Origin of the sequence: Thalassotalea sp. SU-HH00458 (genome assembly GCF_040362795.1) — a bacterium.
GTDB classification, from domain to species: domain Bacteria; phylum Pseudomonadota; class Gammaproteobacteria; order Enterobacterales; family Alteromonadaceae; genus Thalassotalea_H; species Thalassotalea_H castellviae.
Map to the genome: position 1 here is coordinate 163,043 of NZ_BAABWW010000001.1, position 23,414 is coordinate 186,456.

The 23,414-nt window shown below is 32.6% G+C and carries 22 protein-coding genes; 8 read left to right on the forward strand and 14 right to left on the reverse strand.

The window, feature by feature from the left end:
• Positions 1–106 precede the first annotated feature (106 nt).
• From ABXH06_RS00705 to rfbB, 6 genes are all read left to right on the forward strand, one after another.
• On the forward strand, positions 107–1,435 hold the full coding sequence (locus tag ABXH06_RS00705; protein ID WP_353516954.1) for a flippase: 1,329 nt from the start codon (positions 107–109) through the stop codon (positions 1,433–1,435).
• Between the two features lie 92 nt (positions 1,436–1,527).
• Positions 1,528–2,451 (forward strand): sulfotransferase domain-containing protein, encoded by a 924-nt coding sequence (locus tag ABXH06_RS00710; RefSeq protein ID WP_353516955.1) that lies wholly within the window; start codon positions 1,528–1,530, stop codon positions 2,449–2,451.
• Between the two features lie 13 nt (positions 2,452–2,464).
• Entirely contained in the window at positions 2,465–3,373 is a 909-nt protein-coding gene (locus ABXH06_RS00715; RefSeq protein ID WP_353516956.1) for a sulfotransferase family 2 domain-containing protein, read from the forward strand.
• 78 nt (positions 3,374–3,451) lie between these two features.
• Positions 3,452–3,958 carry a DUF2919 family protein gene (locus tag ABXH06_RS00720; RefSeq protein ID WP_353516957.1) on the forward strand — a complete coding sequence of 169 codons (507 nt, stop codon included), beginning with the start codon at positions 3,452–3,454 and terminating at the stop codon, positions 3,956–3,958.
• Positions 3,959–4,040: 82 nt separating this feature from the next.
• Positions 4,041–4,928 (forward strand): glucose-1-phosphate thymidylyltransferase RfbA, encoded by an 888-nt coding sequence (rfbA, locus tag ABXH06_RS00725; protein WP_353516958.1) that lies wholly within the window; start codon positions 4,041–4,043, stop codon positions 4,926–4,928.
• Between the two features lie 46 nt (positions 4,929–4,974).
• Positions 4,975–6,030, forward strand: a complete 1,056-nt coding sequence (rfbB, locus tag ABXH06_RS00730; RefSeq protein ID WP_353516959.1) for a dTDP-glucose 4,6-dehydratase — start codon at positions 4,975–4,977, stop codon at positions 6,028–6,030.
• A gap of 38 nt (positions 6,031–6,068) precedes the next feature.
• Here the strand turns inward: rfbB and ABXH06_RS00735 are convergent, their stop codons facing one another.
• Genes ABXH06_RS00735 through ABXH06_RS00760 form a run of 6 tightly spaced genes read right to left on the reverse strand, consistent with a single transcriptional unit; the run spans position 6,069 to position 10,996 of the window.
• On the reverse strand, positions 6,069–6,809 hold the full coding sequence (locus tag ABXH06_RS00735; RefSeq protein WP_353516960.1) for a class I SAM-dependent methyltransferase: 741 nt from the start codon (positions 6,807–6,809) through the stop codon (positions 6,069–6,071).
• Complete coding sequence (locus ABXH06_RS00740) at positions 6,799–7,263, reverse strand: GNAT family N-acetyltransferase (protein WP_353516961.1); 465 nt, start codon at positions 7,261–7,263, stop codon at positions 6,799–6,801. Before ABXH06_RS00740 ends, ABXH06_RS00735 begins: the two co-directional genes overlap by 11 nt.
• Positions 7,260–8,216 carry a glycoside hydrolase family protein gene (locus ABXH06_RS00745; RefSeq protein ID WP_353516962.1) on the reverse strand — a complete coding sequence of 319 codons (957 nt, stop codon included), beginning with the start codon at positions 8,214–8,216 and terminating at the stop codon, positions 7,260–7,262. The genes ABXH06_RS00740 and ABXH06_RS00745 overlap by 4 nt, the downstream gene beginning before the upstream one ends.
• Positions 8,217–8,226: 10 nt before the next feature.
• Positions 8,227–9,189 carry a glycoside hydrolase family protein gene (locus ABXH06_RS00750; RefSeq protein ID WP_353516963.1) on the reverse strand — a complete coding sequence of 321 codons (963 nt, stop codon included), beginning with the start codon at positions 9,187–9,189 and terminating at the stop codon, positions 8,227–8,229.
• A gap of 14 nt (positions 9,190–9,203) precedes the next feature.
• On the reverse strand, positions 9,204–9,908 hold the full coding sequence (locus ABXH06_RS00755; RefSeq protein ID WP_353516964.1) for a WbqC family protein: 705 nt from the start codon (positions 9,906–9,908) through the stop codon (positions 9,204–9,206).
• Positions 9,908–10,996, reverse strand: a complete 1,089-nt coding sequence (locus tag ABXH06_RS00760) for a DegT/DnrJ/EryC1/StrS aminotransferase family protein (protein WP_353516965.1) — start codon at positions 10,994–10,996, stop codon at positions 9,908–9,910. Before ABXH06_RS00760 ends, ABXH06_RS00755 begins: the two co-directional genes overlap by 1 nt.
• Before the next feature lie 186 nt (positions 10,997–11,182).
• On the opposite strand from ABXH06_RS00760, the gene ABXH06_RS00765 reads away from it, so the two are divergent.
• A complete protein-coding gene (locus tag ABXH06_RS00765; RefSeq protein WP_353516966.1) occupies positions 11,183–11,938 on the forward strand; it encodes a Stf0 family sulfotransferase in 756 nt (251 codons plus the stop codon).
• Positions 11,939–13,897, forward strand: a complete 1,959-nt coding sequence (locus tag ABXH06_RS00770; RefSeq protein ID WP_353516967.1) for a hypothetical protein — start codon at positions 11,939–11,941, stop codon at positions 13,895–13,897.
• Positions 13,898–13,972: 75 nt separating this feature from the next.
• Here the strand turns inward: ABXH06_RS00770 and ABXH06_RS00775 are convergent, their stop codons facing one another.
• The 8 genes from ABXH06_RS00775 to ABXH06_RS00810 form a co-directional block, all read right to left on the reverse strand.
• Positions 13,973–15,808 (reverse strand): tetratricopeptide repeat protein, encoded by a 1,836-nt coding sequence (locus tag ABXH06_RS00775; RefSeq protein WP_353516968.1) that lies wholly within the window; start codon positions 15,806–15,808, stop codon positions 13,973–13,975.
• A 95-nt stretch (positions 15,809–15,903) separates the two neighbouring features.
• Complete coding sequence (locus ABXH06_RS00780; protein WP_353516969.1) at positions 15,904–16,482, reverse strand: hypothetical protein; 579 nt, start codon at positions 16,480–16,482, stop codon at positions 15,904–15,906.
• A gap of 97 nt (positions 16,483–16,579) precedes the next feature.
• Positions 16,580–17,938 carry a Slr4 family S-layer protein gene (locus tag ABXH06_RS00785; RefSeq protein WP_353516970.1) on the reverse strand — a complete coding sequence of 453 codons (1,359 nt, stop codon included), beginning with the start codon at positions 17,936–17,938 and terminating at the stop codon, positions 16,580–16,582.
• A 404-nt stretch (positions 17,939–18,342) separates the two neighbouring features.
• Positions 18,343–20,412 (reverse strand): secretin GspD/PilQ domain-containing protein, encoded by a 2,070-nt coding sequence (locus tag ABXH06_RS00790; RefSeq protein WP_353516971.1) that lies wholly within the window; start codon positions 20,410–20,412, stop codon positions 18,343–18,345.
• Positions 20,402–20,863: a hypothetical protein gene (locus ABXH06_RS00795; RefSeq protein ID WP_353516972.1), complete on the reverse strand. Its 462-nt coding sequence runs from the start codon at positions 20,861–20,863 to the stop codon at positions 20,402–20,404. Before ABXH06_RS00795 ends, ABXH06_RS00790 begins: the two co-directional genes overlap by 11 nt.
• Complete coding sequence (locus ABXH06_RS00800; RefSeq protein ID WP_353516973.1) at positions 20,860–21,408, reverse strand: hypothetical protein; 549 nt, start codon at positions 21,406–21,408, stop codon at positions 20,860–20,862. Before ABXH06_RS00800 ends, ABXH06_RS00795 begins: the two co-directional genes overlap by 4 nt.
• Positions 21,398–22,510, reverse strand: a complete 1,113-nt coding sequence (locus ABXH06_RS00805; RefSeq protein ID WP_353516974.1) for a hypothetical protein — start codon at positions 22,508–22,510, stop codon at positions 21,398–21,400. Before ABXH06_RS00805 ends, ABXH06_RS00800 begins: the two co-directional genes overlap by 11 nt.
• On the reverse strand, positions 22,510–23,412 hold the full coding sequence (locus tag ABXH06_RS00810) for a type II secretion system minor pseudopilin (RefSeq protein ID WP_353516975.1): 903 nt from the start codon (positions 23,410–23,412) through the stop codon (positions 22,510–22,512). Before ABXH06_RS00810 ends, ABXH06_RS00805 begins: the two co-directional genes overlap by 1 nt.
• Between the last annotated feature and the right edge of the window lie 2 nt (positions 23,413–23,414).

The following is a 23,414-nucleotide window of genomic DNA, read 5'->3' on the forward strand; positions in this document are numbered from 1 at the left end:
AGCTAGATATTTACTTGTATCCATTGATTAATTAAAGAAAAACTATATTTTCATTGCTCATTATTGTTATATAATCTTCCCATAATATTCATTACAAAGCTTATCCATGGCTGTATCAGCAAGTATTAAAAACAGCGCACTACTTATTTTAGAAAAAACACTCACTATAGGCATTGCGTTTATTACCGGCGTTTTTTTAGCGCGCATTGCTGGGCCTCAACTATTTGGAGAATACGCTTACATCCTGTCTTTCGCTGGTTTGTTTGCGCCATTATGTATGATGGGGTTAAACAACATCACCAGTAAGTATGTAATTAAATATCCAAGAAATAGCCATCATTATGTTAAATCAGCACTAATAATTAGAGCTTTCGGTGCTTTATTATCTGTACTCCTAGGCCTGTTTTGTGTTCTGAATTTTAATGAAAACAATAGCGCTAATAGCCTGATAATTCAGTTATTAATACTACAAAGTTTCCAATTCCTTTATGTTATTGAATATTATTTTTTAGCAAACAATCTTGTTAATACAACATTAAAAATAAGACTGTTTATTTTAATGCTATCGAGTTTATTAAAAATTATAGTTATTTTTAACGGTGCTGACATCACATTATTAATACAAGTTCATGGTGGAGCATATGCATTTATTGCCCTCAGTTACTTATGGTTTTACCGAGTAAAAAATGCGCATTTAATAATAAAAAAGCAAGTGAATTCGCATGCTATTTTTGCACTTTTTCATCGAGGGAAATGGTTACTATTATCTGGTATTGCCGCAGTGATTTATTTGAAAATAGATCAGGTCATGCTTGGTCAATATTATAATAATAAAGAAGTTGGAATTTATGCTGCAGCGGCAAGGTTATCTGAATTTTGGTATGTATTTCCCGTATTAATTGCCAATGCATTTAATCGACAATTACACGATAAATTTAAACAGAGCCATAAAGACTTCACTCTATTTTTACAATCAATATTAGCGGTACTAATTGTCAGTGCAGTTATTATTAGCTTACTCACATACGTACTTTCTCCAATTGTCATACTCTGGATTTATGGCGAAGAGTTTATTAAGAGTGCTGCTATTTTAAATATTCATATTTTCGCCACACTTTTTATTTTTCAAAGAGCTATTTTCAGCAAATGGTTAATTATAAAAGGACTGTATAAATACAGTTTGCTCACCCATGGTGTTGGCGCAATTAGTAATGTCATGCTCAATATATACTTTATTCCTAAATGGGGAGGCATTGGTGCTGCATGGGCAACGTTAATTTCATATGTCTTTGCGAGTTTTATTAGTTTGTTTTTTTCAAAAGCGACACGCCCTTTTGCTTTTATAATGTTACAAGCAACATTTGTTCAAACTTTTAAGTTAAGATCTTCCATTAAACTAATTAAAAACTCGCAAAAACCGAGCCAGTTAATATGAGTAAAAAACTGAAACGAATATTATATAAACAGTTACCAACCATATTTAAATTGTGGCTTCAAAGACTCCGGTTATTTTTAAAAGCTCCCAAATTGTCATTGTTATTTTCAAATAAAAATATAAATATTGAACGTACAATAATCGTTATTTCTTTCCCTCGAAGCGGCTCAAGTTGGATAGGCTCTATACTTGGCGCAGCTGATGAAACCCTATATTTACGTGAACCTGTAACGACGCCTTATTTATTAGAAAAACGTGTTAGAGTGTCGGTTTTTGATCCTGAAATAACAACAGATCATAACCAATATTATTGTCACATAAACAAAGCTTTAAAAGGGAATGCACCAAAACTATCTTCTATTTATGCTTATCCCAAAAAATGGAAGAAAAGCAACAAAGGAAAAACATTAATAATCAAAGAAGTGAACCCTTTGGTGATTAATGAATTCCAAAAAACTGAAAACAAAATCATTTATTTACTTCGCCACCCTTATTCAATCGCAAAAAGCTACAGTGCTTTGCATTGGAAAAAAACTGATTTATTTACCAGCAAATTTCAAATGTCGGAGTTGCAGTTAATACAAACCTTGTGTCCTACGATACTCAATGAAAACTTTTATTTTCAAATGGGATATTTACAGGGTTGGATAGAAGCAAAAAGTAAGGTAACACTCGACTTACAAAGCATAATAATTAGATATGAAGATTTATGTAAAGCACCACAGAATAGTTTTGAACAACTCTTCAAACAGTTAAATATTCATTATAATGAAACGATAAAAAACAAAATATCACAAAGTTTATCTGCTGATTCAAATACTGCAGTTGGAGAATTTAGCTTACAAAGAAATAAAGAGTCAGTCGCTTATGTTAAAGTTAAAAAAGCAGATGAAGATAATTACATTGAAGTAATGAAGGCATATTCGCAAGCAATAGCTGATAACAATAAACAAAATAATACAGAAATAACGAGTGCATATATGGTCAATTGCTCACTCATAAAATGGATAGATTAGGTAACGTCACCCCATGAAAAAAACGCTTTCAACGATGATAAATTATCTCACACAACGGCTTGGTTATGAATTTTCTATCCACCGTATTAATCCAAAAAATACGTCACAAAAACCTGTTGTATTTGTTCATATTCCTAAGTGCGGTGGAGTGTCAGTAGATAGAGCATTAAGAGAGCAATTAGCCTTACCTGGCGAAAGAAAAATAAAACGTACACCGTTAATTGACACCAGTTTATTTAATTTTGAAAAAGAAATTGTCACTTTAGCAGACAAGTGCGATTTCAGTGAATTTCATGCTAAGCAAATCCAAGATATTTTGGTTTATCATTTAAACTTGAATTGGCAGTATGTTAGCGGACATTTCAATGTCACAGGTAAAATTCTTGAAGAATTCTCCGATAGTTACCAATTTGTAACCCTATTGCGTGATCCCGTTGACCGTTTAATATCCAACTATATTTTCAACAAGCTCACCAATACTTTCGCCATCATGCCTCCTAGTATTGCTACTAAGCCTATGACTAAAGATGAGTTATGGCTAGAGGCAGATCAAATTTTAAATAGCCGCAGAGGCTGGCATATGGCGAATACTATGACCATGTTTTTAACGGGTCGTTACCCGAAAGATGAAGCTGATGCCAAAAACATGCAAAACGAGGTATTAGATAATTTATCTAAGTTTAGTGTGGTTGGCACACTAGATGATATGCCAAGCTTTGAGCAACGACTTAACAGAGTATCAGGTAAGTCTTTTCAAATAGGCAAGCACAACACCACTCGTGAGATACAGTCTATCGACTCAAAATTTATTCAGGATAGTTTAATCGAATACTTTAACCAAGAAAAGGTTAAACGAAAGTTAGAAACTTTATGCTCATTAGATGTTACAAATTACCAAAAGCAAAAACACAATAATATATAAATTAGAAACATATTGTTGTTTGCTTCTTATCGTTTACATATAATTCATAACTATTATTCTATGGAATTAATTCTAAAAATGAGTAAAAAAATATTACAAACCATACCATTAAGCTCATTTAATGATGAAGGCTGGATAAAACCACCTTTACTTATTTTTGTAAATTTAGCCTTTTTAGCAAAAGGGCTAATGCTTTTTGTTATGTCATTAGCATCTAGAGGGCAAGGTGATGCGATTTTAGCTGTTTTTTTCCCTCAAAAAAGCAGCCTTTATATAGCTTTAATACTATCTTTTATACCTATCTTAACTCTAATTAGTTTAACTACAGGAAAGATACAGTCAAATTTAATAATAAAAAGAGTATTTCTTCTCATATGTATTCTCCAGATATTTGCTGAATTCTCATTTTTACTTAATGTATTATTAAATGAATTTCATCCATTTGGTTCATTAACATTCAAAGTTTTATTATTCTATATATTTCTCATCGCATTTAGTGCCAACTCATTGCAAGTAAGATTATTCATTAAACAGCTAATTAAAGGAAAGGGGATAATTGAAAGTAAAGAGGATACTTCAATTTAAAAATTCAACGGCCAGAATTTGATAAAGATAATATAAACCGAAACTAATAAAGTTTTTTAACAAAATTTATTTGGAAATTATAATGAAAAGAAAAGGGATAATACTAGCTGGAGGAAGCGGAACTCGCTTATACCCTTTAACTCAAGTTGTTAGTAAACAGTTAATGCCGGTATATGATAAACCTATGATTTATTATCCTATATCAACATTAATGCTTGCGGGTATACAAGAAATTTTAATCATATCTACCAATAAAGAGTTACCACAATTTCAATCCCTTTTAGGTGATGGTAGCCAATGGGGACTTAAGTTTAGCTATATAATTCAACCATCACCAGATGGGTTAGCACAAGCTTTTATTCTTGGAGAAGACTTTATAGGCAATAGTAATGTAGCTCTAATACTTGGAGATAATCTTTTTTATGGTCAAGACCTAGTCGCCGCTCTTAAAAAGTCTTATACGCAAGAGAGTGGCGCAACGATATTTGGCTATCATGTTAGAAATCCTGAAGCTTATGGCGTGGTTGATTTTGATAAACAGGGTAATGTCATAGGCATCGAAGAAAAACCTCAAAAACCAAAAACCAATTATGCTGTTCCTGGGCTTTATTTTTTTGATAATAACGTTGTCGAATACGCAAAAAAAGTAATACCCTCACACAGAGGGGAGCTAGAAATTACAGATGTTATACAGCAATATTTAACCAGTAAAACACTGAAAGTCAAACTATTAGGAAGAGGTACGGCCTGGTTAGACACAGGAACTCATGAGAGCTTATTAGAAGCAGCTCAATTTATAGAAACTATCGAACGAAGACAGGGGTTAAAAATAAGTTGTCCTGAAGAAATAGCTTATCGATTAAGCTACATTAATGAAGAAAAACTAAAACAGATTGCAAAGCCTTTATGCAAAAGTGGTTATGGTGAATACCTTCTGGACATTGTAGCTAATATTCATAATTTTAAATAACCTTAAAAGCTATTTAAACACAAATTATATTCAAGAGATTTTTTATATGAGTAAAACTATATTTATCACTGGTGGTGCAGGCTTTATAGGTTCAGCCTTAGTCCGATTTTTAATTAAAAATACTGACAATATAATTGTAAACTACGATAAGTTAACCTACGCAGGTAATTTAGAATCTTTAGGTTGTATTGATAAAGATCCCAGATATCATTTTATTAAGGGCGATATTTGCGATCAAAAACAATTAGGAGAAGCGTTCAATAACTTTAGTCCTGATATTGTTATGCATCTTGCTGCCGAATCTCATGTTGATAGATCAATTGATGGCCCTGTAGATTTTATTAAAACAAATATTGTGGGAACATACACACTACTTGAGGTTGCTAAAAAACATTATAGCTCTATAAGTAATTCACAGCAAAAATCATTTAGATTTCATCATATTTCGACTGACGAAGTATATGGTGATTTAGGTACCACTGGTTTGTTTACCGAAAATACGCCATATCAACCTAGTTCTCCATATTCTGCTAGCAAAGCAAGCTCTGACCATCTAGTTAGGGCTTGGCATAGAACCTATAACTTGCCAATAATAATTACAAATTGTTCAAATAATTATGGGCCATTTCATTACCCTGAAAAATTAATCCCCTTAGTTATATTAAATGCTTTAAAAGGGGACCCTTTGCCTATTTATGGTAATGGCAAACAAATTAGAGATTGGTTATATGTTGATGATCATGTGCAGGCTCTATACAAAGTGGTATGCGAAGGAGGAATAGGCGAAACATATAATATAGGCGGATTTAATGAAAAATCTAATTTGGAAGTAGTTGAGACTATTTGTAGTATTTTAAATAAAAAGATAAAAAACAAACCTCAAAATATAGCGAAATTTGAACAATTAATTACGTTTGTTCCCGATCGACCAGGTCATGATGTTAGGTATGCAATAGATGCATCTAAAATAGAAAAAGAACTAAAATGGAAACCTGAAAATACATTTGAGTCAGGTATCGAAAAAACAATTAATTGGTATATTAATAATGTAAATTGGTGTGACCAAGTTCAAGAAAGCTCTGACAAGACTTACAATAGGTAAATTATTAGCTGTATTAAATAATACAGCTAATATAATGATCAAGACTTTTCACAGAGAATAAATATACTAGAACATAAATCTGGATATATCTGCCCCAGCTGATAGCACCCTTCTAAATATTCCTTAGAAATGATGTCCGTTTGTAATAATTTATCCCATTGAAAATTGGCTAACGCTTTAAAAAAGATCCCCTCTCGCTTTATAACTTTCAATCCTGCAGCTCGCGCATCTCTTTCCAAAGTATCAAGAGTATAAGTGCATCTATGCCCGTGCTCATCTTCCGCGGGGGTAACTGCAGAATTGTGTGAAATTAATCCCATTTTAACCGCTATCTGTCTTGAGGGTGCATTTGCGTTTGGACAAACTAAAAAGAATCGCCCTTCATCAGTTAACCACTCCTCATTAACTCTCTTTAAAACAGCAATTGGATCATCAATGTGTTCTAAAACGTGAGTCATTACAATGTTATCAAATTTTTTATCTAGCTCAACATCTTCAAAACGAGAATTAACAAACTTAATATTATCTGGAAGTTTCTTTTTAGCATCTTTCATCGCACTGTCAGATGCTTCTACGCAGGTAATGTCATTAATCAAAGGTACAAAACGCTTAGTAAAGTCTCCTTTAAAGCTACCAAGCTCTAAAAGTGAGTTACCTTTCATATATGGTTGAAATGATTCCAACATGTAATGATGCATTACGTCAAAATCAAAATTATATGCATATTGATGATCTTTGGTATCTTCAATTTCAGCATTATAATCACGCTTATTTGTCATATTTATTACTCTTTAAATTCAAAATCATTCTTAGATAAGTATTTGCTTCATTTTCTTTTACAAAGCCAAATTTTGTATATAAACCGATCGCCTTAGTATTAGTCGTTTTAACTTCTAATGAAAGCTCTGTAATCCCTTGCTGTATTAATTGATTACAGCATTCTTTTAATAAAGACTTTGCAACACCTAAACCATTACATTCTTTTATTACGCTAACATTTGTTATATATCCGCAAAAACTATCAAAATTAATATACACGGCTATTAAGCCAATAAGCTTTCGATTGTCCCATGCTTCAAACCTAAACGATTTGCTTACGATCTTTTCAATATAACCAGTAAGCGATGTACGTAATGAAATATCATTAGTAAATGATTTTTCACAGAGCTCAAAATGCACAGCCACATCATTTTCATTCGATACATTTTGTTTGAACATTAGTTTTGGATTCATTGCTCCAAGACCGCAATCCCAAAACCATGTCGACCAAACTCATTTCCATTATATAAAAGGTAAATTTTATCATCATTTTCAAAAACGTGAGGGTAACAAAGCATATCAGAATCCCAGCCACTTTCCGATGTGTTTATATTCATCGAGTCGTCAGCCCTGGTCCAATTTGACAAATCCATTGAAACCGCATGTCCAATTCTATAACCCCGGCTTTTATCTTTTCTGAAGTTGAAGGATTCACGATAGCAAAAAAACATATGATACTGTTCATTAATTCTTATCACCGAAGGTAATGCCATACTTTCGTCCTCATGTAACTTGTCAGGAATGATTTGCTTAGCTTCTTCTTTTACCCAATGTATTCCATCGTCAGATACAGCATGGCCAATTTTGTATATCCGTTCAGCAGTATTTAATTGCCCAAACTCTTTCCAACGGGTCCCGAACATATACCACATGTGATATGTCCCATCAAAAACTTTCACAAACGCATCACCTACAAGAAAAGGCTCTTTGGTAGAAGAAGTTAATATAGGTCCATGCCCTAGCTTTTCAAAAGTTGTCCCACCATCTTTGCTCTCTGCATACCCAACCCCTGTTTCTACAGAAACAGAAGCTCTACGGCTCCAGCCGCAAGTATATGCACTAATTTTTCCACCATATTCCACAACATTAATTGGAAAGATACCGTGTTCATCAAACGTCCCCAGTTCACCTAATGGGATTACAGTATGGTTACTTACATTAAGTATAGTTTCTAAATCTTTAGACATATCAACATAAGCAACATGACTAACGAAAGTGTTATCACTATCGCGAGCTCTCGTGGAGAAATATATACGAATACAATCTTTCTTAACCAAAACCTGAGGAGATTGAGCATAATCAATACAGCTATTAGCTAAATTATAATCTGAAGGGTCAAAAATCTTTCCTAACTTTTTCCAATACATTAAATTGCCTTTACAATATTCCATTCAGTGTCGCTAACCCAAAGCCATATCTTCCAACCTGATTTCCAAGGTATAGCATATGAGTTTTACCATCTAATTCAAAAACATGAGGATAACTAACCATTTCGCTATCCCAGCCTGAGTTAGACACTCCCATACCTGCTTTACTGTCGTCTCTTGTCCAATTTTCTAGATCGATAGAATAAGCATAACCTATACGATAACCGCCTTCTTTTCCTCGATAATTTAAACTTTTCCTGTAACAGAAAAACATATGATATTTGCCGTTTGCAAAAATGACATCTGGGCTGGCTTGCGCCTCATCTTCTTCTATTTTATCATTTATTAATTGCTTATTATGTTTTTTCCAATTATAGCCATCTTCTGAGGTAGCCAATCTGATCTTATAAACGGGTTCAGGTATGCCGTCTGTTTTTATCCACTTAGTACCTGCAATATAGAACATATAAAACTTATTATTAAATCGTCTAACTTTAGGGCCACTTAGCACAAACGGCTCATCAAATGAGTACGAAAGTACAGGGCCTTCACCAACTTTATTAAAAGTTTTACCTTTATCGGTACTAATCGCCATTCCAATTGCAGTATTAAATGGCACACTTACGCACCGCGTCCAACCTGCATAATACGCATAAATGGTATCTTCATTGATTTTAATTACAGACACAGGATAAGTACCAAACTCATCAAAAGTGCCTTTCTTACCTAACGACAGAATTGGATTTTCTGCAATATTGATCACTTTAGTTAAATCTGCCCTGTCTAAATCAAGAAATGAAGAATAACTGGCATATTGTCCATTTTCATCTCTATTTGGCCGGCAAGAAAAGTACACTCTTACCACATCATCAAAAACCAAAGTAGCTGGTGCTTGTGCAAACTCTTTTAACCATGTTCTATCAGTTACATGCGTAGGGTCAAAAACATTCCCCTTTTTTGTCCAATTAAACATTTGAAACCTTTTACCTAAATGAATTTAAATTGAGAATTTATTAGTGTTTTTACGTCTTTAATTTCATTAAACATCATTACATCTAAAATAGATAACCAAGGGCAATATTCATTGCTAAATTGCTCATAAGTAAATTCAGTACTTTGAAGAAAGCTTAGCTTAATATGATGTAGACTAAATTCTTCTTGTGTATAAAGTGCTAAGCCGCCGACAGGGTTTATATATTGGCTAGCATGCAACTTATTACATATTTCAATAACTTTATCTTGTGATTTTAGCTTAGGATCAATTTTTAGACTGGAACTTATTACAAATTCTGTATTGATATTTAAGTAATTACAGATGACTTTTAACGAATGATGCAGAAACTCAAATAAATTATCATTTTCGAAATTTATGATATTTTCAATCAGAGGGTAAACAATATCAAAACTTTTAGCCTTGCTATAATTACCTTTAATTTGATTCAACAATTTACGCTTATCTTTATCCCAATTATGAGATAATGTTCTTTGACAAACGTTAAGGTAATCAGAGTCTTTCTTAAGCGGCAGTGAAATAAAAACAGGCTCACCATTTCTAAGAATTCTATTACGATTGATCCAACCTTTTTTGGTGTATTCAATATCGTCGTATATAACAAATTTATCAACGGCATTAATTAGTTGAAAATAACCAATATACGGAACAAAGTACGGCTGCATTATGGCTACTTTCATCAAATATTATCCTTAATAATAGTCACTATTTCATCAATTTGAGATTCAGTCATACCATTGAATAGCGGTAAACACAGCACCCGATTAGCTATATCTGAGCACTTTTCCAAACCTTGTAATTCGGGCAGTTCCAAAAACTTATAATGCTGAGGTAAAAAATATCGTCGTGCAAATACTCCTTGAGCCTTAAGCGCTTCCTCTACTGAACAAAGTAGTCTTTCCGTAGCAAATTGAACTGGCATATATATTGGTTGACTTACACAAGGAAATGGCGTCGTTTGAAACTGTAATAAATCACCTAGTTTTTGCTTATAGTAATCTACTAAATAATCTCGCTCGTTAACAAGCTCATCAAGTTCATCTAACACACAAAGCCCCATTGCTGCATGAAACTCACTAAGCTTACCATTTATCCCCGCATCATGAATATCACCCAACTCATCTATACCAAAATTAATCAGATTTTTAGCTTTTATGTAATCAGCTTCTTGGTTGAAAATTAAAGCCCCACCTTCAATACAATGAAATAATTTTGTAGCATGAAAACTAATGCTGTGTATGTCACCGTATTGATAAATATTTTTACCTTTATATTCACTCAATAAAGCATGGGCTGAATCATAAATAAGGGGAATATTATATTTTGACTTTAACTCTTCAAATGCATCTAAATCACAAGGTACTCCAAAAAGATTAACAGGTACAATTGCATCACCTTTGCCTGTAGCAAGTTTCTGCTCTACACTTTCCGGTGATAAATTCCAGTGAGAATTATCTATATCAGCAAATAAAACATTAGCACCAAGCCATTTTATTGCTGTAGACGTCGCTGCAAAAGTATATGGTGTAGTTATTATGGTTTTATTTACTAAGTTTTTAATGTGATAAGCAAGCAATAATGACGTAGTTCCATTATTAACTAATAACAAATATTTAACTCCAAGCTTTTCTTTTAGTCGCTGGGTTAATTCTTGAACTAAAGGGCCATTATTGGTCAATATATTTCGTTGATATATTTGATCGATATATTGGTTTAATTTTATTTTTGAAGGCAAATAGGGCCTAGAAACATAAATGGATTTTTTCACAATAACGCCGCATATAAAAAGAATGCAGATCATAAAGCGAGTAATCAAGCTTTACAAGCTATCAAGCTATTATTTAATAAATAATATTGTCTCTTTAATAGTTTATACGAGCCAAGAATATAGATGCTTTTATAGTAGATCGTTATACTATGTTCATAATCAATAATTTAATCTCGGGACTTCTATATGAAAATGGCCTATGAACTTTTATTAGAATTAATGCAACGACTTTCTAAGCAAAAAGTAACAGCAATAAAAAGTATAACTAAAAAAATTCTAATTTTATCAACACCACGTTCAGGTTCTACATTATTTTGCAACGTATTGAATAACACCGAATGTATAGGTGAGTGTGCTGAATGGTTTAATCAGAAATACATCATCTCATATGGCCGTATGAACAACACTACAACCGTTGATATTAATGAATATTTACAGTTTATTATGGAAAGAAGCGCTTCCAGTGATGGTGTATTTTCAGCTAATGTCCACATAGAAGATGTTATAGCGATGCATAAAAAAGGAGTTGATATATTTAAACTCAATTTTGATCACATCATATACCTAAACCGAAAAAACAAATTAGCTCAAGCTGTTTCATTAGCAAAATCGAATTTGACCGGTTCATGGAGCAAGGAAATAAAGGGAGACGGCCAAGCATTAGAGTTATTAAATCACACTCATATAGTTAATGCTTTGAAGCAAATCATAGACTCTGAGGATCACTGCCGTACACAACTACAAAAGTTAATCAACGCCAGCTACAACTATGAAGATTTTGTTAACCTCAAGGATACTCACGTTTACCATGAGTTTTTTGCTTTGGTTGGCCTTAATGCTAATTTTAGTGATTTACACTCAAATATGAGAAAACAAAGAGACGAGCACTCTATCAACAGCACAGAAGATTTTCTTAAATACCTAACAGGGAGTGAAAGCTAAATGTCTGCCAAAACCCAGCAAGCACTAGAACTCGTAAAAACACATAAACACAAAAAAGCATTAGCTATACTTAAAAAAATAAATCAAAAAAAATCAAACCAGTCTTTTCTTTCTTTACATTTAGAAGGCGTCTGTCTTGCTCAAATGAAACATTATCCTTTAGCTGAAATGACGCTCAATAAAGCCCTTTTATTGGCCTCAAAAAGTGATGAAGAAGTAGATGTATTAACTAATCTTTCTAAAATAGCTATCGTACAAAAAAAACAACAACAAGCGTATAAGATAATAAAGAAACTTTTTATTCTAGATACACCACAAAAAGCAAGTTTGCATTTAAAAAACATCTGCTCATTAAGTTTTGATGCTAATAACTTTTCAACAACTATAGAATACGCAGATAAATTATCACTATCGACAAATGAAGAAGACCAAGCTTTCAGTCTAGTTTACTTGTTACTTTCTTCTGCCGCCTTAAGAGACAAAAAGAAACTAGAAAAATACTTTGAATTATTAACCCAATGCTTAAATTATTTAGAAAAAGAACTTATATTATTTACTGTAAATAACTTAAAAAGATTGGAACATATAGAGTACATACTGCCTATTTTAAAAATAATTTCACCTAAATTTGAACATCAGCTTTGGTACAGAAATGCAATTGAGGAATATTCTAATAGTACGCATAAAAAAAATGATACAACAAAAGACAATTTAAATGATGTACCATCAGAAATTGTAATCAGCGACAATTTAGAAATAAAAAAAATCATAGAAAAACTCCTAGACCAATTAAAACTAATGGGTGCTAAATTCCACAAAGATCTACGATTCATAGAAAAGAATGAAGAATTATCAATACATTCATATGCCAGCCAAGATAAAGCAGCTCTTTTAATGCAAGTACCCGTAAAATGCATGCCCCTAATACACGATTTTAAATTTTCATTGTCCGGGGATGAATTATTAGTAAAAGCACACAAAAATTTAGATAATCCGACTGCTGAACCCATAATGATGCTCATGGTTGAGTTATATAATAAAACACATAAAATTTCGCATTGGGTCAATACCTATCCTCTTTTAGTATTTCAAGATTACCCAGCCGTAATTGATAGGTTATTTCATTTTAGACCTATGGGGGAAAAACTCACACAATACAAAGAACGCTTTGACGAAAAAAACACAAATGAGCTGTTGATCTCAAGTTTTCTAGGGGCCAGAGAGTTCATCTATAAAAAAGAGCTTTTAGTAAATGCCGGTATAAAAACACAACACAATTCTGACAAAGGCCTCCTTTCGATAATTGATTTTCTTAATCATAAAATGGGAGACTCTTTTTATCTTACAGATAAAAAACAAGGTCTAGTAGCAATATCAGCGAAACCTGACGAAAAAACAAAAGAAGTTTTTGTACAATATTCCGTAATGGATCCAATATTAACTTACCTCACTTACGGTTTTGTAGATGAAGCCTCGCCAATACTATTTAGTGGGTGTTTATCTTTTGAAACATTAACCAAGCTTAAATTTCAAATTGTAAGCGTTTCTGCTGTTTTGGAAAGTAAAGTTAGTGATCCACAAAATGCTCACTTAGAATACTTCTTACCCGCAGGGATAGAAAGAAAGGAGAATGATATTTATATTAGTGACATCATAATCCCTAATAAGTCAGCAGAAAATACATTGACTCAAGTACTTTCAATAATACTAAAAAAAATAGATAAAGAGGGGTTCTATCAAAACGATGAATATTTACAAAAAGAAATTAATCATTTAAAACAACAAATCATTTTTGGTAATTACAATTTTTGGCAACAATATAAAGACTGGTTAAATGAATACTTACCTGAAAATAAGATAGGATTAGACGCTAAAACAAGTCTAATTATGTTGTGTGATAATTCATTAGAACATATAAGTGATTATGCAAAGTCACAAAATATAAGCATCAGTAACTAGAGGTTCAATCAGCAGCTATATTTCAACTTATTAAATATAGCTGCTGAAAGCAATTCATTTAGAAAAAATTAAACTTTATTCAATCAAGTTATTGAGAGAGCGCAGGAGACGATCATCAGATTTTTCTGTCCCTGTACTAAAGAACCTTTCAATATCAATTTTAGACACTTTAGCTTTAGCTTCTAATAACTTTTCAGGTTGATTAACAAACTCAACCGCCCTTTCTATCATCTCCTCAACATTACTACATAAACCGCTTAACTCATTAAACTCTTTCCACATATAATAATCGGTTGCTCCCGGTAAATCTGATTCATCTAAAATATATAGCTTAGGTATTCCTAAACGTACAAGGTCAATATTACTATTTGCTCCTCCGAAAGGGAGTGTTGGTAAAGCAAAATCGCAAACAGCAAGATTATTCATGTAACTATTGTAATCGCCAAAAGGATGTATTGTTGCATTTGGTAATATACGTCTCATGACACTCAAAGCTGAAAAGTACTCAATATCATGGGTCGGCGAGTTCATAAAAAAATGGAAATGAACTTTATTTTGCCCTTGTATTGTTATTTTTTGACAAATATCTATCAAAACTTCTGTTACTTTTGGAATAACACCGTTAATTGCAATATGGGTAACATCAGTCGGGCTTAGTTCTTCAAGCTTATAATTGATTGGCACTACCTTTATCTGCTTGGAGGCCATGATTATCGGTTTCTCTGTCAGAATATTTTCAAGGTTATTTTCAGAGATTCCTAAATCTTCTAAGATCATATAGTCGATATTATTGAAGTAAGTACTAGAAGGGTGACCTGGTAATACGCATTGAATTGGTGCTAAACGCTGAGTTGCCATAAATAATGAAAGATTATTCATTCCTAATGACGTATACATCAAAATATCAACTTTCAATGCTAACACTTCATTAATTGTTTCATTTATACGGCGCTCATCTTCAAACTCGATAAATTCATGATGGTCTGCCTTACCAATATCATCAATAATACCTTTTTGCCCAATACCAACCACATGAAATTTTTCTTGTAAACTTATAATTAAGCTATGGTAACAACGATACATAGCATGGTTTTCGCTATAACGTTCATGAAAAATTGCTAAGACAGGTTTTTCTTTTCTAATTTTTGGGTTACTTATTTCTGCAATTGCGCGTTTATTATCAGCTGTTAAATAGGTATCCATAAAATTTTCGATATGCTTAACAACCCACTTTTTGAATACATACTTTCCAACACCAGTGAGTGTACTCACATTAAAATAAGTACTGCTTAAAAATGAAATGGTACCTGGTTTATCAAATGTTAAAGTCGGTAGTTTATCAGCTAACAAAGCAAGTTCATTTAATTGCTCTGAAGATCTTTTAGAAAAATTAAACTCGGCACAATACATTAAGCCTATATAAGTTCGTAAGGTTTCCATTGGCAGAAATTTAGCTAATTGCAACCAAGGTAAATCAAAACTGGTTTCCGGGGTTACAAGCATAAAAAGTTTTCGAACATCAGAGCGGCTGTAGTTATTTTTACCATTTAGACCTAAGGCAATAACAATATGTTCTGTATTTCTATAGCTACTGGCAGTAAATAAATTATTTATAAATCGTTTATTCGCGACGAATATAGAAAAAAAGCCATCTGATGCTTCATAAGATTTGTCACATAGTAATTGAGATAGCAAACAGGTTAATCGTTCAATAGATTGATAAGACATGATTTCCATTTGGCTAGCTGTCAAATTATTTACATCACTTTGTGAAACAAAATTTAATTTAGCTCTTAACTGCATATCAATAAATGCACCAATTATCCCTTCAGCTCGACTATACTCACGATTAACAACACAAGAAGATAGCTCATTTAAATCTAATGGTTGTGGTGTTTTTTCTTTACTCATTTACTTACCCATAATTTTTAATTTTTGATTTTTGATTTTTGATTTTTGATTTTTGATACACTCTAGTTTAATTTAGGCAATCATTGATTTTCAAATCACTCAAAATTGATAGCATTAGTCACTTGTTTAAATTCATTTATAACTTGTTTTTCAATCATACTATGACCACTCACTGAAACCGTATACAGTGTATTTGATGCTTTATTTAATATGGTTAAATTATAAATCATTTGATCACCTTCGTTAAAAGTGCCAAAAAATTTATATTCTCGAAATGGTAAGTTCCCTTTATATACTTGTCTGTCTGTACCTACAATAGTCATTTTTAGGTTTTTCACGCCTTTTTTCGACAAAGTATTTATTGAATTATTGAAAAAAGTCTTCCACTCCTCTTCACTCCCAGAATAGTCCATACCCTCGATAGATTGACAGGTTATATTAGTCGCTATAGTTGCACCAGAGACAACCCTAGTTGATAAGAATTGAAATATACTTAAATTTACTTCATTAGAAAGCGAATATTGACTTCGACTTTCTTTATAAGGAGTTGTAAATAATACTGCTAAACCACAAACATTTGCACTTAATGGCTCCTCTTTTTGAGAGGTTCCAAAAGCAAAGGCTTTAAATTGAACAAGCGATACTATTAATACAATAAAATACTTAACTAACATTTAACACCTACTATAAAATAAATTGTAATCACCTATAAAATAAAAACCCAGCAATAGCTGGGTTTTTTAATTTAAAACTTACGATGCGTAAGAAATATTAGTTACCACGTTGTTGTGACGTAGAAATCTCTGTACGACCAGTTGAGTCAGTAGTAAATGCATAACCATTAACATCACCTTCGTTTGCATCGATGTTAAACGTTACACTTAACTTAGACTCAGCAGGAGCACCTAATAAAGTCATTAGAGCACCTTGAGTAATTTTAGTTACTGTTTGCTTAGGTAAGTCCATACCTAAATCAACAGCTGGGTAAACATTACCAGCTTGGTCAATCGCTGAAACAATTACGTCAACAGCAGTAGTTTTTTCATTAGATAAATGTACTGAAGATGAAGTACCTTCAAAACCTACTGGTAAGTAAGGAACATTGATGATTGTAGCATCAATTTTCCACTGACCTGCATCAGCATCTGTAACGATTTGCTTTTTATTTAATGCAGCAGCACCAAAGTCATTAGAGTTAACAATGAAGTCTAACTCAACCGCACCTGTTGCAGCAATTGCCGATACGCCATGTTCAAATATAACAGAATAAACATCAGCAGAGCCATTAGTAGTCGGTGTTGCCCCACCATCAATATCGAAAGTAATAAAGTCAGCACCGCCGTTTACAGTTGCAGCAGCAGAAGTAGCTGGAACGTTAACTTCACCAGATGTAACGCCTGTAAAAGTACCTGTAAGTACAGCGTCATATGCTGCGTTAGCACCAGCATCAACTGTAATACTCATATCTAAATCATCGTAGTTAACAATTGAAAGAGCAAAAGTATCGTTAGCTGTATTGTCTGTATAAATAGTATTAGTAGTACGGTTAATAACAGCATCTAATGGTGTTTTAACTGAAACTGCAAATTGAGTATATTCAGCAGCAATTGTACCTGTACCTGTATCAATTACAGAACCTGCGTGAGAAGCAGAGTAATCTGCAGTAGCTGCACCTGAAACTTCACCATTAACGATTGCAACATTAAATGCAGCATTTTTAGCTAAAGGTTGACCTAAGCTAATATCGAAAGTAATAGTATCCATACCGCCTTTGCTGTTGTCGTTATCTGTAACTACAACATTGTTAAACGTAAAACTACCATTACCATAGTTGAAATCGATATCGCCTGCATCACCTTGTTGTGGTGTAGTGTTATCAACTGCATTGTTAGCAGCAACATTTACTAAATCTACAGCATTGCTGAAAGTTAAAGTAACTGTAGCACCTGCTGGATGTTCAGCACCAATAGTTACGTCAAAATCAAAAGCACCATTATATGCAGCTACACCAGCAGCTACACCTTCAGCAGACAATTTAAGTGCTGATGTAGATGGCTGAACTGTCGCAGCAGAAGCACCAAATGATGCAACGATAGCTGAAGCTACTAAGCCTTTTTTAAAAAAATTCATTATATTCTTTCTCCTAGTTTCATGAAACTAGTATATCGTTAATCTTCAATATACTAATATTTTTATCTGTACGGCTAGGCGCCTAGCCGAACCAATGCAAATTTAATGATAAAGCTCAACAGATGTCAAGTAAATAGGTTTTTATTTTTATATTTTTGTTGGTTTTACAACCAATTAATACTTTAACCAGGTTATTTACTACATTTTTGAGCATTATTTACTTAATATCTAGTTTATTTACACATACTAAAAATAGAATTTCATTATTTGAAAAACTATTTTTAGTTTTATGGCGCTTCTTTCTAATTATTATAAAAATACTTAAAAAAATCGCCAGTAAAAAAACTTACGCTAAATTAACCCTTATTTTTTTTATTTACAAGTACTTCAAATCAAAAAAACATTCAAAATTTAATATTTTCTAATCCCTTCATAAAGCTTTGCTGAATTCTTTGCCATTCTTGAGGATTGCTTACAATCCTTGGAGTTACCAATACTACTAATTCAGTTTTATCTCTACTCTCAGAATCATTTCTAAACAAGTGTCCAATAACAGGGATAGAACCTAGAACAGGCACTGATGATGCATTAGAGCTTTTATTTTCACTAATTAAACCACCTAGCATAACTGATTGTCCGTCAGCCGCAACGACTTCTGTTGATATTTTACGTTCAAATACAGAAGGTGAGCCGCCAACACTTAAACCGTCAGGTGAAATATTTGAAATGTTTTGTACGATCGTCATAATAACCGTACCTTGTGCATTTATAGTAGGGGTTACTGATAGGTCAACACCTGTTTTTCGATATTGTATTGTCGTTGTTTGACGTTCACCATTAATTGGGTCGGATGTGGTACTGCCTACTGTTGGAATATCGTCACCTACGCTTATAGAGGCAGAAACACCATCTCTAACTAAAATAGTCGGACGCGACAATACATTTATTAAACCGTCGGTTTGATTTAAATTTATATTCACATTGCCATTTAAACCTACAACTGAGTAACTAAAACCTTCCTTACTGGCATAATTAAAATTTTCAGTTTTAGTACCCGTAGGCCCATTTTGAATCGCAAAGTTAACTCCTTTAGCAAAACTACCGGTTAACTTGACTTCTGCTATGACAACTTCAAGCATGACTTGTTTCGGCATTACATCCAAGTTTCTTACAATAGGCAACAGTTCTTGATAAAACTTACCCGTAGAATAAAAAATTAGCGAATTAGATCGTTCATCAACCACTAAACGTAAATTATCTCCTTCAATTGTTTGTGTGCTACTTTGACTATTTGAGTTAGTTATTTGTTGGTTATTTATACTACTTCTTTGCAGTCGGTTATCATTTGCTTGACCATCAAAACTGTTAGAAGCACTTATCAATGGAGCTAAGCTTTCGCCTAAGTCAGTTGCTCTCGCATATTGAGGATGATAGGTATAAAAACTTTGTTCCGAACCAGTTGCCGGTTGGTCTAATTGCTTTGTCCAATATTCAACCCTATCTAATATTTTTTCAGATGTAGCGAAAACAACTACCTTGCCTAAGTGCTCTATCGGTACAAATTTAATAACAACAGAATTAGCAACACTTCGACTTGCTTCAATACCTTCCAGTGCTAATAACTCAGTAATTTTTTCAATAAATGTTTGAGAGTCAATATAGTTAAAACTGAGCATAGCGACGGCTTTATTTTTTAAACGCTCACTGTCAAAAATCGCGATTAATGATAGTGCTCTTATTATTTGATCTCTTTTTCCTTGAAGAATAGCCAAGCCTTGTGCGCTATCCATCGAAATTTTGACATTTACTAAAGATGCAATAACCCCTCTCAAACTTCCGGAGGTCCCATAAACAAGCGGCACCATCTGTATTATATCACTAGATACTGAAGGTACATTTTCCTCACTTGCGCCATAACCAAAGGCAATATTATCTTTAGTCCCATTATCGATAAGAGGATGAACAAAAAATATGTCGTTATCTAAAGCTATAGTTGTATTATTTTGATTTAAAATTTGCTGTAATAATTGAAAAAGACGCTTGGCTGATACTTTTTCTTTTAAATCTAATGTGACTGGCGTTACGTTAGATTTAACGCTAGGTTCAATTAAGTAAGATACCTTTAAAAGATCGCCTAATACATAATGCAACAAATCATTCAATGGTAATTCATTTACAGCAAACTGATAGACAGATTCACTGTCAAACTTATTAGAAAGATCAATCTCTAACTTAATCCCTTCTTCTACGCCTGAATTATTAAGGCGCGTAAACTCACCATTCTTTAATTCTGATGATACTAAATCAGCATTTACTATAGTTGTAGTGAGATTATCCTGTTTAAGATAGGAAGAATTAACAGAAACATTATCAGCCGTAACTGATTCATTTGGCTTCCAAATAGATGAAGCACACCCGCTAACAAATAAGACGAGTAAAGTTAAGAGGATTTTATTACAGTTATTATTTTTCATTATATTTACGTTCAAAAAGTTTAAATTTCACTTGTTTATCTCCATTAACAAAAACAATTGTATTTTCATTAATACTTGTTAATACATATTTCCCAGGTAAGGCTTGTCCAATATATAATTTGATAACCTCATTCTCTTCATTACGAAATGAAACGAATTCAAGCTTACTCTTCTTAAATATACCTAATAGGTCATATTTTTTGTTGCCTAATAATATTTCATTATTATTCTCAATAACTGGCTCTTCTGTAACAACAGCTACATCCTCTTTCTTTGATGCTATCCACTTTGATTCTACTGAGAGTTCATTACTCGGAAGCGGTTTGGGAATAATCATTGTGAAATTTTCATTTTCATCACTATGAACATTCATGTTATCACTAGTAAGATCTAAATCTAGTATTAAGATAGATAATGTAAATAATGAAAAAAAAACTGCCAAAAGTTTCATTGCTTACTCCATATTTCAAAAGTCATTTGCGCATTAAACATACCGTCAACAACCTTAGTTAACCCCCTATGATTAAAGTTATAACTAAAAATTTTCACATATGGAGTTAAAGATTCAATTGCACGAGTTGTACTTACTAAACAACGAATGTCGCCACGATACCTTGTTTCAAGTTGCCAGCGTTTAATGTTGGCACTTATAGGAGTATCACCTTTAAAGCCAATTCGCTCTATTGTGCACCCCCCTGTCATGATAGCTTTCTCTATTATTGATTGTGCTATAAGCTTAAAATCTTCGTCATTATCCGCATCAAAAAGAACTGTTTCATAATTCTTTACTCTATTGCTTGATTCTTGTAACGATTCATTCAAAAATTCTTCACGCTGAAACAATGACTCAACTTTTGTCTGTTTTTTAACCAACAAAGTTAAGCTTTCTTGTTGTTCATCAGTATATTCAACTAAGGGTATTATAAGGTAATTAACTAACATTAAAGCAGATATAATAATTAAATAATGCTTATACTTTGCAAAATTAATTAGCATCGTTATTTCTCACTTCTAGATTAATTTCAAATAGGTCCAACCCTTGTGATTTTCGAACTTCCCCTTTAAAGGTTGCACTTTTTACTTTTGGGTGTTTAGAAATAGCCAATAAAACGCTTGAAGCTTTATCAGCTAAGCCACGAATAGACAATATACCTTCACTGTAATTAATACGAATAATATTCATATCCATGTCTAATAGTTCATCTATCAATAACCAATGATAATGAACGTATTGGTTGCTATTTTTAAACTCTAACGATAAAGCAGCAAGTATTTTATTATATTCATCAATTTTATTTTTATTATTTATAAGTCTACTGACTTGCTGACTATCAGTAAGCAATTCACTTTCTATTTCTGAGCCTTTTAAGTAAAGATACCCCGTAAAAGTAAGGTAAAAAAACAAAGAGGAAAGTATAGGCGCCCAATACAAAAGGTGTAAGTGAGAACTATTAAACCATGCTTTTATATCAAAAGTACTTACTCTGCCAAATTGAGAAAAATTAAGTTTTAATAATTGAGTCAGTAAAAATTTGGAAAAATCTTTAACCTGAATGTTTAACACTTCTATGTTTAAAGGTAAGCCAACACTTAACTTATAAGTATCGATGTTATTTACAATTCCTTTTGCATAAGAGGTTCTTATTTTATTATCTACTTGACTACAAAACATACTCCCAGCTATTGTTTCAATTTTTAGCAATTGATTTTCTTGATAAGGATTAAATAGCTCTGTTTCAGGAATATACACTCTATCTTTTCCTAAAATTTCAATAATAGATGAATTAATCTTTATAGTTTTAACTTCATAACCATCAATAGCTTCATTTCTATATGACTGAAACAAAAGGCCAATTTTAGACTCAGTAGCTTTTTTCAGTGTAAGTATTTTTTCTAAGTCTTTTTTACTGATAGACGAAAAGGTCTGCCATGATTCACTGTAATGACACTTAGCGATAATAATAACTTTGGTATTCACTTCAGGTGAATAAACTAACTCTTCGTCATTAAATATATACAACTGTTTTGAGTAATAGCCTACATTATTTACTAGCCAATTTTTTATTGCTGGGTACTGATTAACAAAGTTTAAAGTCACTATTCATTCCACTTCACATTAGAAATTGTTATAGGCCGGAGATTGGCAATTGGACGTAATTCTACCTGAAAACTCTTACTTAGTTGATTACTTTCTCTAGTAACAGTTATTTTAATATTGATAATACTTCCAGTTAAGAACGTAATAAAATTATCTGCTTCTATTCCTGTTGCTTGATAAAATGAAAATGTATTTAAGCGTTGTTGTGACCTTAAACTCATAACCTGAGTGAAAGCTCGATCGTTATCAATAAAAGCTTTAATAATTTCAGGTGACGAATTCAACGGATTAAACTGTGATACAAGCGCTATTGAAAAATACTTTCTCCATTGTTCTTGGGTTAATATATTTGCTCCCTTAATATTCATAACCTCATCTATACTTTGTAAAAAGTTATTTCTAGGTAATGGTAACCTTTCTTTATCATAGTAATAACTTTCTGCCCCATTTAAATGTTTTAAATCGTCCTCATCTTTCCAGTCTTTTAGTGAATCTAAAAATATTCGAACATCACTTTCAGTAAACCCCAACTGTGAAAACAACCTTAATGCCACACTGTTGCTCATATAATTAAGACTAAGTAATCCATTAAGATCTTGCATTTGTATGCTTACATTATCATTGAGATGAAATACCTCTCCATGAAAGTTCCAGCTTTTAACCCACTCATTCAGGCTACTACGGTCTTTATACCGCTTTTGAGTCAATAAAGCATGAATTAATTCCGCTTCAGTACTCTCAAGTAGCAAATCTAAATGATGGTTGCTTTTTATTAACTGTGCTGTTTTTATCTGAGACCCAATCGTCTGATTAATAAATATACCGAGCATAGTTAATATAATGGCAATAATTAATACTTGGATAAGTGCCATACCTTTTTGATTTGCGCTTGTATAACTCATAA